Origin of the sequence: Tardiphaga sp. OK246 (assembly GCF_900188215.1) — a bacterium.
GTDB lineage: Bacteria > Pseudomonadota > Alphaproteobacteria > Rhizobiales > Xanthobacteraceae > Tardiphaga > Tardiphaga robiniae.
In genome coordinates, this window is sequence record NZ_FZOX01000002.1 from 871,196 (window position 1) to 883,948 (window position 12,753).

General features: G+C 63.7%; 10 protein-coding genes. 7 read left to right on the forward strand and 3 right to left on the reverse strand.

Annotation, left to right across the window (positions count from 1 at the left end):
• The first annotated feature begins 43 nt into the window (after positions 1-43).
• The 5 genes from recG (at position 44) to CHC01_RS11515 (ending at position 5,634) form a co-directional block, all read left to right on the forward strand.
• Positions 44-2,149, forward strand: coding sequence for an ATP-dependent DNA helicase RecG (gene recG / locus CHC01_RS11495; protein ID WP_089264394.1), 2,106 nt, complete (start codon positions 44-46; stop codon positions 2,147-2,149).
• An 81-nt stretch (positions 2,150-2,230) separates the two neighbouring features.
• On the forward strand, positions 2,231-2,905 hold the full coding sequence (locus tag CHC01_RS11500; RefSeq protein ID WP_089264395.1) for a response regulator transcription factor: 675 nt from the start codon (positions 2,231-2,233) through the stop codon (positions 2,903-2,905).
• Positions 2,902-4,269: a sensor histidine kinase gene (locus tag CHC01_RS11505; RefSeq protein WP_089264396.1), complete on the forward strand. Its 1,368-nt coding sequence runs from the start codon at positions 2,902-2,904 to the stop codon at positions 4,267-4,269. The genes CHC01_RS11500 and CHC01_RS11505 overlap by 4 nt, the downstream gene beginning before the upstream one ends.
• 139 nt (positions 4,270-4,408) lie before the next feature.
• Entirely contained in the window at positions 4,409-4,999 is a 591-nt protein-coding gene (locus tag CHC01_RS11510; RefSeq protein ID WP_089264397.1) for a class I SAM-dependent methyltransferase, read from the forward strand.
• 5 nt (positions 5,000-5,004) lie between these two features.
• Positions 5,005-5,634: a DedA family protein gene (locus CHC01_RS11515; RefSeq protein WP_176454556.1), complete on the forward strand. Its 630-nt coding sequence runs from the start codon at positions 5,005-5,007 to the stop codon at positions 5,632-5,634.
• A 1,077-nt stretch (positions 5,635-6,711) separates the two neighbouring features.
• On the opposite strand, the gene CHC01_RS11520 is transcribed toward CHC01_RS11515, so the two are convergent.
• Both CHC01_RS11520 and glmS read right to left on the reverse strand, forming a co-directional pair.
• Positions 6,712-7,485: a DUF502 domain-containing protein gene (locus tag CHC01_RS11520; RefSeq protein WP_374725664.1), complete on the reverse strand. Its 774-nt coding sequence runs from the start codon at positions 7,483-7,485 to the stop codon at positions 6,712-6,714.
• 148 nt (positions 7,486-7,633) lie between these two features.
• Positions 7,634-9,460 (reverse strand): glutamine--fructose-6-phosphate transaminase (isomerizing), encoded by a 1,827-nt coding sequence (gene glmS, locus CHC01_RS11525; protein WP_089264400.1) that lies wholly within the window; start codon positions 9,458-9,460, stop codon positions 7,634-7,636.
• A gap of 266 nt (positions 9,461-9,726) precedes the next feature.
• On the opposite strand from glmS, the gene CHC01_RS32495 reads away from it, so the two are divergent.
• Positions 9,727-9,876, forward strand: coding sequence for a hypothetical protein (locus tag CHC01_RS32495; RefSeq protein ID WP_158550328.1), 150 nt, complete (start codon positions 9,727-9,729; stop codon positions 9,874-9,876).
• Between the two features lie 22 nt (positions 9,877-9,898).
• Here the strand turns inward: CHC01_RS32495 and glmU are convergent, their stop codons facing one another.
• Positions 9,899-11,251, reverse strand: a complete 1,353-nt coding sequence (gene glmU, locus CHC01_RS11530) for a bifunctional UDP-N-acetylglucosamine diphosphorylase/glucosamine-1-phosphate N-acetyltransferase GlmU (RefSeq protein ID WP_089264401.1) — start codon at positions 11,249-11,251, stop codon at positions 9,899-9,901.
• A 171-nt stretch (positions 11,252-11,422) separates the two neighbouring features.
• Here glmU and CHC01_RS11535 point away from each other — a divergent pair, with 171 nt between their 5' ends.
• Positions 11,423-12,670: a hypothetical protein gene (locus CHC01_RS11535; protein WP_089264402.1), complete on the forward strand. Its 1,248-nt coding sequence runs from the start codon at positions 11,423-11,425 to the stop codon at positions 12,668-12,670.
• Positions 12,671-12,753: the final 83 nt, after the last annotated feature.

The window sequence follows — 12,753 nt, forward strand, 5'->3', positions numbered from 1 at the left end:
ATACCGTAGCTCTCTCGCCGTGCTGGCCACCTGAGTCGTCCTGATGCGCCCTGAAGTGCTCAATCCCCTGTTCGTCCCGGTCACCAGCATGTCCGGCATCGGGCCGAAGCAGGACAAGCTGCTGCGCTTCCTGCTGGACCGCGCCGAGACGCCGCGCATCGTTGATCTGCTGCTGCATCTGCCGGTGAGCGTGATCGACCGCCGCGACAGGCCGAAGATCAACGAGGCCGAGATCGGCGCCATGGTGACCCTCGAAGTCATTGTCGATCGCCATCGCGAGCCGCCGCCCGGCCGCTCCCGCGCGCCGCATCTGGTCTATGCCCACGACGACACCGGCACGGTGATCCTGACCTATTTTCGGACGTATCCGGGCCAGATCGAGAAGCTGCTGCCGGTCGGCGAGAAGCGCTACGTCTCCGGCACAACGCAGCTGTTCGACGGCATGCTGCAGATCACCCATCCCGACCGCGTGGTCGACGAGGAGGGCTTCGCCAAACTCACGGGCATCGACGCGGTCTATCCGCTGACCCAGGGCCTCGCGATCACTTCGCTGCGCAAGGCCATCGCGCAGGCGCTGACCAAGCTGCCGGCGCTGCCGGAATGGATCAGCCCGGAAGTCATCCGGCGTTGCAAGTTCCCAACGCTGGCGGAGGCGTTGCAGCGCGTCCATGTGCCGGTCGAGATCACCGACGTCCTGCCGGAAGGCCCGTTCTGGTCGCGTCTCGCTTTCGATGAATTGCTCGCCGGCCAACTGGCACTGGCGCTGGTACGCGCGCAGCTCCGTCGTCCCGCCGGCGATCGCAATGCTGGCGATGGCCACATCCGCCGCAAGATCATCGACGCCCTGCCCTATGCGCTGACGCAATCGCAGCAGCAGGCGACCGCAGCCATTGCCGATGATCTCACCAAGCCGCTCCGCATGCTGCGGCTGCTGCAAGGCGATGTCGGCTCGGGCAAGACCGTCGTGGCGCTGCTTGCCGCTGCGGCCGCCGCCGAGGTCGGCAAGCAGACAGCCTTGATGGCGCCGACGGAAATTCTCGCGCGCCAGCACATCAAGACCATCACGCCGCTGGCCGAACGCGCAGGCCTACGCGTCGCCATCCTCACCGGCCGCGAGAAAGGCCGCGAACGCAAGGATATCCTCGCGCGGCTTGCCGCCGGCGAGATCGACTTCATCGTCGGCACGCATGCGCTCATTCAGGACGATGTGGAATTCAAGGCGCTCGCACTGGCTGTCGTCGACGAGCAGCACCGCTTCGGCGTTCGCGAACGTCTCACGCTCACCAACAAGGGCAGCGCGGTGGATGTGCTGGTGCTGTCGGCGACGCCGATCCCGCGCACGCTGGTGCTGACTTACTTTGGCGACATGGACATTTCCGAACTACGCGAAAAGCCCGCGGGCCGCCAGCCGATCGAGACCCGCACCATGTCGGCAAGCCGGCTGCAGGAAGTCATCGACGGCATCGGCCGCGCCGTGGACAACGGCAAGCTGATCTACTGGATCGTGCCGCTGGTCGAAGAGTCCGAAATGGATGGCCCGAAACTCACCAATGCGGAAGAGCGCTTCGAGAGCCTGCAGCAGCGGTTCGGCGACAAGGTTGGCATCGTACATGGCCGGATGAAGGGGGCGGAGAAGGATGCGGCGATGGCACGCTTCGCTGCCGGCGAGACCCAGATACTGGTCGCCACGACCGTCGTCGAAGTCGGCGTCGACGTGCCTGCCGCGACCATCATGGTGATCGAGAATGCCGAGCGCTTCGGTCTTGCCCAGTTGCACCAGCTCCGCGGCCGTATCGGGCGCGGCTCGGAGGCGTCCACATGCCTCCTGCTCTATCGCGAACCGCTCGGCGAGATCGCCACCAAACGCCTGAAGGTGATCAAGGACTCCACTGACGGTTTTCGCATTGCCGAGGAAGACCTCAAGCTGCGCGGCGAAGGCGACGTATTGGGAACGCGTCAGAGCGGCATGCCCGGCTTCCGCATCGCGCGGTCGGAGGTTCATGCACAGCTGATCACGCAGGCGCGCGACGAAGCGCTGCGGATCCTGCAGGACAATCCGAAACTCACGGGCGAGCGCGGCGAGGCGCTGCGCTGCCTGCTGTATCTCTATGAGCGCGACGAAGCGATCCCGCTGATCGGTGCAGGATAGTCGCTCCGATCAGCTTCGTAACGTTGACGCAATGTTCCCCACCTAGGTTCGACGCTTGGCTTGAGGCGAAAGGGTAGTTGTGTGCGCGTGCTTCTCGTCGAGGATGAACCGGAAATGGCAGCGGCGCTCGCGGCCGCGCTCAAGGGCCACGATATGGTGGTCGACCGCGTGGCGACGATCGGCATGGCCGAGGAGGCTCTGCTCACCAACAGCTATGGAGCCATCCTGCTCGATCGCCAGTTGCCCGACGGCGACGGGCTCACGCTGATACCCAAATTAAGAGCGAGTGGCGTGCAGGCGCCCATCATCGTGTTGACGGCGCGGGGCGACCTCGCCGATCGCGTGGCCGGGTTGGATACCGGCGCCGACGACTATCTCGGCAAGCCATTTGCAATCGAGGAACTGTTGGCGCGGCTGCGCGCCGTGCTGCGCCGGCCAAGCGATATGCCGGCCGAAGTCCTCCAACTCGGTCGCCTCGCCTACAGTGCCGAGCACCGCCAGGCGAGCGTCGCCGGTGTCGCCCTCACCTTGCCGCGTCGTGAGTTGCTGGTGCTCGAAACGCTGCTGCGGCGCTCCGGCCGAACCGTCCCGCGGTCCGCGCTCGAAGAAGCGGTCTACGGCTTCGACGACGAAATCCAGTCCAACGCCCTCGACACCCATGTCTCGCGCCTTCGCCGCAAACTGGCCGATGCCAGCGCGGATGTAGAAATTCACGCCATTCGTGGCATCGGCTACCTGATCAAGCGCACACCATGAACCGAATTCGCGGCAAGTCATTGCGATGGTTGTTGGTCAGCCGACTCGTCGGCCTGCAGGCGTTGATGCTGACCGGACTGGTGTTGACGATCGTGGGTGTGTTGTGGGGCGGCGGCTATATCGTCTCACTGGAGCCCGAAGACGAGACCATCAATGTGATCGAAAACGCCATCGCGCGTGACCAGGCCGGCGCCATAATCCTGCGCGACACGCCCGCGCTGGCGCGGCAGCGCGCCAGGATGCCCGAGCTGTGGTTTCTCGTCAGGGACAAGGACGGCCATCGTGTCTCGCAAGGCAATGTACCGCCCGAATTCGCGCGCATAGGCGATGCGCTCGATGACGTCGGCCAGGCCCGTCTCGGCTGGAATATCGGCGATGCCCCGCGCGCAACGGCACGCATGCGCTGGGTCGGCAGCGCCGCAGGCCGCGTTCAAATTCTCACCGGCTCCGGAGGCACCGTGCCCTGGCACCGCGTCGCCGCCGCCATCGCAACGCTGTTTCTCAGCGTGGTACTGCCGATTCTCGCCGTGATGGCCCTGACGACTCTCGTTGCCACGCCCATCGTGGTCAGACGCGCGCTGCTCGGTCTCGGCCACGCGGCAGCGCAGGCCAAACGGATCGACACCGACAAACGCGGCGCGCGCCTCACGCTGGACCAGGTGCCCAACGAGATCGTTCCGCTGGTCGTGGCCATCAACGATGCGCTGCGCCGCCTCGACGAAGGCTTCGATCGTCGCCAGCGCTTTCTGGTCGATGCCGCCCACGAATTGCGAACGCCGATTGCCATTCTGCAAACCCGGATCGAGTCGACCGAACCCGGACCGCATACGACGCGTTTGATCGAGGATGTCCGCCGTCTGTCGACGCTCGCCGACCAGCTGCTGGACACCGAACGGTTGAAGCAGACAGCCGCGCCGCAGTCGGATATCGACCTCGTCGAGGTCGCGCAGCATGTGACGTCGGATCTTGCGCCGCTCGCCATCGCGGCAGGATACGAGATCGCCTTCGAGAGCAGCGTGAAGCAGGCCCCCTTGTCAGGAGATCAGGGGGCACTGGAGCGCGCACTCGCGAACCTGATTCACAATGCGATCGAATACGGTGGACGTCGCGGAAAAATCGTTGTCAGCGTCACCGCGTCTTCGGTCTCGGTGACCGATGAAGGCCCCGGCATCCCGCTGAACGATCGCGAACGCGTCTTCGAGCCGTTCTACCGCCTCAATAGCGGCTCGCGCGGCGCCGGCCTCGGACTCAATCTGGTTCGCGAGATCGTTCGGCTCCATGACGGCATGATCGATATTCAGGACGGCCCGAATGGTGGCACGCGCGTCACCATGGCCTTCGGCAGGCGGCATGCCCAACGCTAGCAGCGATGCACGTTGAATATCGCCGCCGCTTTATTGCAGCGTCAAAGACATCACGTCATGTTCTCTCAATCTCCACTGCACATACCCATGACACTGCCGACGACCGTCGGTGTCGATGCATTTGCAATGGATAGTTCACATGACTGCAAACGGCCTCCTGCTCTTCTTCCGATCGCTCGCCTCAGCCCCCCGAACCGTCGGGGCAATTGCGCCGTCGGGGTCTGCCCTCGCCAACATGATCACCCGCGATATCAACGGCGCGACCGGCAAGGTGCTCGAACTCGGCCCCGGCACCGGCGTCTTTACGAAAGCACTGCTGAAGCAAGGTGTGAAGGAAGGCGATTTGACGCTCATCGAATATGGCTCCGACTTCATGCGGCTGTTGCAGCAGCGATTTCCGCGTGCGCGCGTGCTATGGATGGACGCTTCATGGATCGCGCCGCAAAAGGTGTTCGAACCCGCGACGTTCGGCGCCGTCGTCAGCGGACTTCCGTTGCTGAACATGGCACAAAACAAGGTCGACGCGATCCTGGCCGGTGTTTTCAACAGCCTCCGCTCCGACGGCGTAATGTATCAGTTCACCTACGGCGTCCGCTGTCCGATCAGTCATCTGCAACTCCAACAATTCGGCCTCGAGGCGTCCTGTGTCGGTCGCGTTCTGATGAACGTTCCGCCAGCCTCGGTCTATCGCATCACGCGGCGCCAGTCCGCCGTCCAGGTGGCAGAATGAGCGTGATGGCCACAGAACTATCCGATCTTCTGATTAACTGCGTTCATGTCGGCCCAATCGGGATCATCGGGCTTGGCATCGCCGAGAAGCTGTTTCCGTTCGTGCCGTCTTACGTCGCGTTCGTGGTCATCGGCATCGTCGTCGCTGCAAAGCAGAGCGATCTCGCTTCAGCCATCCTGGCGCTCGCGATCGGCTCGACGGCCGGTTCGCTGTGCTGGTATGGCGCTGGCCTGATCCTGGGAGAACGACGCAGCGCGACATTCGTGAGACGCTTCGGTCCCTATATCGGACTGACCTCTGCGCGCTACCAGCGCGCAGCGGGTGCATTTCAACGAAACCTGTTCGTGATCCTCGCGGTCGGCCAGACGCTGCCCGTGATCCGAGTCTATATGGCGATCCCCGCCGGGGTGCTCGGCGTATCCCTCCCGCAATTTCTGCTGGGAACGTTTATCGGCAGTCTCGCATGGGCCGGGCCACTGCTCGCCCTCGGCTTCTGGATCGGGGACACCAGTTCGGACCCGGCATCTGCGGCGCTGATCGTCGTGGCGACATTGATCGGACTGGAAGCGCTGATCGTATGGGGCTGGCGCCGCTTCAACCGGCGCACATCACGACGCCGTCCGGCAGCCAGCTAGAACTATGTCATGGCCAAAACGGCCGCCCGAAGCGGGCTGGACTGAGCCCGGAATCTCGATCCAAGCTCGTCATTCCGGGGCGCGGCCGGCACTTGCCGGTCGCGAACCTCAGCCATTCCACTTGGAATGGTGGGGAATCCCGGAGTGTCTGGCTCTACGGTGACTCCCATGTCGGGATTCCGGGTTCGGTCCCGTCGCCTTCGGCGCCGCTCCCGCCCCGGAATGACAGTTTGGGGCGGCGCAAAGCGCCTAAACATTTCTTCCTATCTTCCATTGACACCATCCCCATAAGGTTTATATTCCCCTCCGTCCGGCCCCACCGAGAGGGGCGATCGCGATCGTCACGTTCGCGGGGCAGGATGCGGTGGACGCCGGAGATGCGGCGTCACGCGGTTCATGGGGAACGTCTGTCTTCGGGCAGGACGGATCTGCGCCAGCACTGCCACTGGCAAGGACACGGCCGACCTTGGGATGGAAAGAGCCCTGGACAGTGTGACGGACGACCAAATCGAAACGCGTTCGGCCTAGTCGCTTGAGGCTCCCTTCCCATCGCCTTGGGACTTTAATTCGCGATCGGAGCGTTCGTCGAGGCAAAGTGCAAGCAACCGAAAAAACACCGCATGCGGAACGTCGGGCAATCGCTCGGCGCCTCCGAAAGTCCTGATGCACTCTCAATTGCGGAAGACCGCATCGCATCAGGCCCAAGGGTGCAACGGGCACCTGGCGTTCCGCACGCCCTCTCACAAGGGGGCGGGAATGCAAAGGACGACGGCGCCCCCGCGCCGCAAACAATGGGGGCGATGACGCATGTCTGAAGAGCGGTGGCTGTTTGAAATTCGAAGAAGCTGAGACGCGCAGGCGGTCGCGATATCCCTCCCCCAAGCAGCGAAGCTGCGCAGTGGGGTCTGGCGGACGAATTCGTCCGCCATGGTCGGCCGATAGGCCGGGGTGGGGTCTCTCCCCATGCGAGGACAGCGTTCGTGGCACCACCCCACCCGTCTCGACCGCTCCGCGGTCGATCCACCCTCCCCACTGCGCGGCTTCGCCGCTTGAGGGAGGGAAAGAAAGCTCTACGACCTAATCCACCTGTGCTGGCTGCTTCGCTGGCGGAGCATTCGCGATACCCGCTGCCGTTGCCATCTGCGCCAATGCCGCGATCTTCTTCTGCGAATCTGAACCTGGCTGGACGACGCCCGCCGACATGATCAGCGTCGCGGCATCCTCGGCGGACATGTCGATGTCGATGATCTTGCTCTTCGGCACATAGAAGAAGAATCCCGTCGTCGGATTCGGCGCGCAGGGCAGGAACACCGAGATGTGTTCCTCCTGCCCCGGCAGGCTCTTCGCCACTTCGGTGCTCGGCGGCTGCGAGATCAGCACGATCGACCACATGCCCGGCGACGGAAACTCGACGAGGCCCACTTTACGGAAACTCGATCCCGAACCCGAGAACAGCGTCTCGAACACCTGCTTCAGCCCGCGATAGATCGCGCGCACCACCGGCATGCGGCCAAGCAGATTCTCGCCGAGATCGACCAGCGAGCGACCGATCAGGTTGGCGGTGAGGAAACCCAGCAGGGTCAGCGCCACGAAAGCGACGATCAGGCCGGAGCCCGGAATACCGTAAGGCAGGTATTGTTCGGGCCGATAGGCCTCCGGTACCAGCGGCCGCACGATCGCATCGACCCAGGTGACGAACCACCAGGTGAGGTAAAAGGTAATCGCGACCGGACCGGCAACGATCAGGCCGGTGAGGAAATAGTTGCGGATCCGGGCCATGAAGCCGCGCGGCGCCTCGGGCGGCGGGTCGCCAACGGGCGGGGTCAACGGCAAATCGGGGCGTTCCATCAGCGTTTCAAATCCATCTGGCGCGGCGCGCGAAACCGCGCCGTCAGTCCTTATGGGTATCCTAGCAGGATTTCGCCAGTGCGGGGGAAGCCACTTGGCGGCGCCAGGCGGCCAAACCGGCCGCCTGCGACAATCTTGCCGCTCCGCCGGCCTATTCCACCGTGACCGACTTGGCCAGATTGCGGGGCTGGTCGACGTCAGTGCCCATCACCACGGCGGTGTGATAGGCGAGCAACTGCACCGGCACGGCATAGACCAGCGGCGTGAATGCTGCGTCCATGTCCGGCATTACAATGGTCACCATGGAGTCCACGGTGGCCTCCTCCGCGCCCTTGGCGTCGGTCATCAGAATGATGTTGCCGCCGCGCGCTGCGACCTCCTGCATGTTCGACACGGTCTTGTCGAACACCCGGTCATAAGGCGCGATCACGACCACCGGCATGGTCTCGTCGATCAGCGCGATCGGACCATGCTTGAGTTCGCCGGCCGCGTAACCCTCAGCGTGGATGTAGGAGATTTCCTTCAGCTTCAGCGCGCCCTCCAGTGCCAGCGGATAACTGGTGCCGCGGCCGAGATAGAGCACGTCCTTCGACTTGGCGATGTCGCGCGCCAGCTTCTCGATCGCAGCTTCGTGCGTCAGCGCGTCGGTCATCAGACGGGGGACCTTGACGAGACCGTGAACCAGTTTGGCTTCGTCGGCGTCGGACAGCTCGCCGCGGGCCTTGCCGGCTGCGATCGCAAGCGTCGCAAGCGCCATCAGTTGGCAGGTGAAAGCCTTGGTAGAAGCCACGCCGATTTCCGGACCAGCCAGTGTCGGCATCACGGTCTCGCTCTCGCGTGCAATGGTCGAGGTCGTGACGTTGACGACAGCGAGCGTGTGCATGCCCTGCTCTTTGGCGTAACGCAGCGCTGCCAGCGTATCGGCCGTCTCGCCAGACTGTGAGATGAAGATCGCCAGATCACCCTTGCGTACTGGGGCTTCGCGATAGCGGAATTCAGAGGCCACATCGACTTCGACCGGCACGCGCGCAAAGCGTTCGAACCAGTATTTAGCGATGAAACCCGCGTAGCTCGCAGTGCCGCAGGCGGTGATCGAAATGCGCTGGATGTCCTTGAAGTCGAACGGCAGCGTCATCGGCAGCGCAACGCGCTCGTTCGCCAGATCGACATAACGCGCCAACGTGTGACCGACGACTTCGGGTTGCTCGTGAATTTCCTTGGCCATGAAGTGGCGATAGTTGGCCTTGTCGACCATAAAGGCCGACGCGCCGGATTTCAGCACGTCGCGCTTCACGACCTTGCCGGATTCATCGTGGATCTCGCAGCCCTTGCGGGTCAGCACCACCCAGTCACCGTCTTCGAGATAGCTGATGTCGTCGGTGAACGGCGCCAGCGCAATCGCGTCGGAGCCAAGATACATCTCGCCGTCACCATAGCCGACTGCAAGCGGCGAGCCTTTGCGGGCGCCGATCATCAGGTTGTCGTGATCCTTGAACACGAAAGCCAATGCGAACGCGCCTTTCAGGCGCGGCAGCGCCTGCTTCACAGCTTCGACCGGCGATGCGCCCTTCTGCAGATAGGAACTGACGAGATGCGCGACGACTTCGGTGTCGGTCTCACTCGCGAATTTGGCGCCGCCCTTTTCGAGCTCGAGGCGCAATTCGCGGAAATTCTCGATGATGCCGTTGTGCACGACCGCGACGCCTTCGGCGGCGTGCGGATGCGCGTTGGCTTCGGTCGGCTTGCCATGCGTCGCCCAGCGCGTGTGACCGATGCCGATATGACCTGCGAGCGGCGACTTGCCGAGCTTGGCTTCGAGATTCTTCAGCTTGCCTTCGGCGCGGCGGCGATCGATATGCGCGCCTTCCAGCGTGGCGACGCCAGCGGAATCGTAGCCGCGATATTCGAGGCGCTTCAGCGAGTCCACGATCTGGTCAGCAACCGGACCGCGTCCCAAAATTCCGACGATGCCGCACATGCGGGGTTATCTCTCCAAGTGGTATCAAATTGCCCAGAAATACTGGAACTCTCTTAGCGAGAATCGCAAATCGACTGTTACTCAATAATTATTGCCGATTGAGACAAGTTACCGCGGTTGTAGGGGCATTTTGCGCGACGCGTTTAACAAACCATCAACGTGTTTGCGGAAGCATCTACGCCTGACCGGAGTAGACGTCCATGTGGGAGGAGCGAGACCCCAGAGCCCCCCGATCGATCGCCGGATCACGGCTGCGACATGTCGAGATGTCGCAGAGCAAACTGGCGCATTGGCCGCCGCCGCAGCGTGATATTGCGGTCAAACCGCATGTCGCCGAGCCCCATACGCCGCAGGAAGAAATTGTCGCCAAGCGTCCGATCCGTCGTGGCTGGCATCTGAAGACCCCAGTGACCTAACGTCATCGCGAACACCGCGCGCTCACTTCGGCTTCTTGTTCGCCGCGTTCTTGTCGCGGAAGCGCTTGCCCCAGCCTTCCTTCATCGACACTTCGTTGCGCTCTACCGCAAGCGCATCGTCCGGCACGTCGCGGGTGATCACTGAGCCCGAACCGATGTAAGCGCCGGCCCCGATCTTCACCGGCGCGACCAGCGACGAATTCGAACCGACAAAGGCACCGGCACCGATGATCGTCTTGCTCTTGTTGAAGCCATCGTAATTGCAGGTGATGGTGCCTGCGCCGATATTGGCGCCGGCGCCGATATGCGTATCGCCGACATAGGTCAGGTGGTTGACCTTCACGCCCGCTTCCAGAATGGCCGCCTTGGCTTCAACGAAGTTGCCGATGCGCGCGCCCTCGCCGACCGACGTTCCCGGCCGGATGCGTGCGTAAGGACCGATCGAGGCCTTCTTGCCGATGGCCGCCTGCACGATATGCGAGAAGGCGTGAATGACAGCGCCGTCAGCGATACTGACGCCGGGCCCGATCACGACATACTGCTCGATGATGACGTCGTTACCAAACGTCGTATCGGCCGCGAGATGCACGGTTTCCGGCGCGACGATGGTCACGCCCGCGTCGAGCGCGGCCTTGCGCAGCCTTGCCTGCATGATCGCTTCGGCTTCCGCGAGCTGTGCCTTGGTGTTGATGCCGCGGACTTCATCCTCACTGGTCTCGATCACACTCGCCCGCAATCCCATGCTGCGCACGATCTCCACGGCGTCGGTGAGATAGTATTCGCCCTTGCTGTTGGACGTGCCGATCTGCTCGATGATCGTGAGCGCGGTCTTGCCGGCGAATGCCATAACGCCGGCATTGCAGAGGTCCACCTCGCGTTCGGCCGGTGTAGCATCCGCATGTTCACGGATCGCGACGAGCTGATCGCCTTCGATCAGGAGCCGGCCATAACCGGTCGGATCGGCCGCACGAAAGCCGAGCACGGTCAGCGCAGCACCTGCCTTCAAGGGCGCACGCAGGCGCTCGAACGTCTCGGCCGAAATCAGCGGCGTGTCGCCGAAGGCGATCAGCAGATCGTCCGCGCCCTTTGCAATGGCGTCCTTTGCCGCCAGCACGGCATGGGCGGTGCCAAGACGCTCGTGCTGAACGAATGTTGCGGCATCGGGCCGCACCCGCCTGGCCTCATCCGCCACGTCCTGACGATCGGGACCGACAACGACGGCCAGTGCAGAGCCTGCGCCATGAGGCGCCGCCGCGAGCACATGGCCCAGCAGCGACTGGCTGGCGACCTGATGCAGCACTTTCGGCGTCGAGGACCGCATCCGCGTTCCCTCGCCGGCCGCGAGCACGATGGTGAGGCTGGTTCTGCCCGTCATCCGAATCCCCGTTGTGGCGGCGCTCATGCGCCGCGGCCGTCTTAAATGGTTTTGGGCCAATCTGGAAACCGGTTTGGCTCGCCGTGTGGCCCGACAACCTCAGGTTCCCGCCGGTTTCCTGATAATGTTGAACTGTGATTCGCAGGGGCGATGGGGCGACGCAGACGTCGAATGGCGGATAAGCACGACAAGTGGGCCGATACTCTCTCAGCCGAGCATAGCGGCTGGCTGACCGGATTTCTGGCTGAGGAAGACAAGGTCGACCGCCGCATGATGTGGCGGCTGGGCTCCTGGGGCGTTGCCGCCGTGGGTGCGGTGGTGGTTGCCATTCTGGCCAGCCAGTCGCAGGTCCAGTTGCGCCGCGATCAGGTCGCCACATCCGACACCTTTGCGCGGCAGGCCCAGCAGATCCAGCTCGTCGCCAAAGAGACCCAGGCCGAGGCCCGGCGCCTGACGCTGGCCATCGAGACGCTCAACAGCGACCGTGACCGGCTCTATGCCCGCGTCACCTCCGTCGAACAGGGACTGGATTCAGTCACCGGATCGATCAAGCGCCAGACCACTCCAACACCGACAGCCGCCACAACGACGCCAGCACCAACGCCGCAGCCACCTGCCACCGCATCCGTCGTTGCCCCGCCGGCAGCCACCGAGCCAAAGCCGGTGGCAGAGCTTCCGAGCATTCCGTCGACGCCGGTCATCGGTCCCGTGGCTGCGATCACGCCGCCTGTCGAAACGACACCCACCAAACCGGCGCAAGCAGCGGCTTCATCGACAATCAATCCACCAGCCTCTGCGCCGCTCGTTGCATGGAAATCGATGACGGCGCCGCCCGATGCCGCGGCCGCCAAATTGAGCGAACCGGCACCGACCATCGAAACTCCTCCGACCGCTCCGGAGACAACGGCATCGGTCCAACCGGCCGCGCCCGAGCCCGCCCCCGTAGCCGTCGAAGCCGTGGCGACGCCGGTCGCCCGCACGGAGTTCGGCGTCGATATCGGCGGCGCCAATTCGGTGGACGGCCTGCGCGCGATCTGGCGCGGCATGTCCAAGTCTCGCGCGCTGAACGGACTGCGCCCAATCATGATGGTGAAGGAACGCCCGACCGGACTCGGCATGCAACTGCGCCTCGTCGCCGGCCCGCTCAGCGACGCTGCAGCCGCCGCGAAGATCTGCGCCGTGCTGACCGAGAGCAGCCGGCCCTGTGAGACGTCGATCTTCGACGGTCAGCGCCTTGCTATGAAGGCCGAGACGGCGCCCGCGGAAGTTGCGCCTGCACCAGCCAGACCGGCGCCACGCAGGCGCGCCGCGCCGAAGCCACAGGAACGCACCGAACAAGCGCCGCCGCCCAAGCCCGTTGAAGAAGTTGCGCCGCCGAAGCCGCAATCGTCGCTGACCTCGTTCCTGGGTCTGCGTTAAGGACCAAAAGATCAGATTTTCAATCTCTTGGCGTGCGCGGCTAAAGTGTTATCTAGGTCCGACCTCTCACCGCGACCGCATGC

Coding starts and splice junctions, on each gene's coding strand:
- recG (WP_089264394.1), top strand. CDS start 44: ATGCGCCCTGAAGTGCTCAATCCCCTGTTCGTCCCGGTCACCAGCATG.
- CHC01_RS11505 (WP_089264396.1), top strand. CDS start 2,902: ATGAACCGAATTCGCGGCAAGTCATTGCGATGGTTGTTGGTCAGCCGA.
- CHC01_RS11510 (WP_089264397.1), top strand. CDS start 4,409: ATGACTGCAAACGGCCTCCTGCTCTTCTTCCGATCGCTCGCCTCAGCC.
- CHC01_RS11515 (WP_176454556.1), top strand. CDS start 5,005: ATGGCCACAGAACTATCCGATCTTCTGATTAACTGCGTTCATGTCGGC.
- glmS (WP_089264400.1), bottom strand. CDS start 9,460: ATGTGCGGCATCGTCGGAATTTTGGGACGCGGTCCGGTTGCTGACCAG.
- CHC01_RS32495 (WP_158550328.1), top strand. CDS start 9,727: ATGTCGCAGAGCAAACTGGCGCATTGGCCGCCGCCGCAGCGTGATATT.
- glmU (WP_089264401.1), bottom strand. CDS start 11,251: ATGACGGGCAGAACCAGCCTCACCATCGTGCTCGCGGCCGGCGAGGGA.
- CHC01_RS11535 (WP_089264402.1), top strand. CDS start 11,423: ATGGCGGATAAGCACGACAAGTGGGCCGATACTCTCTCAGCCGAGCAT.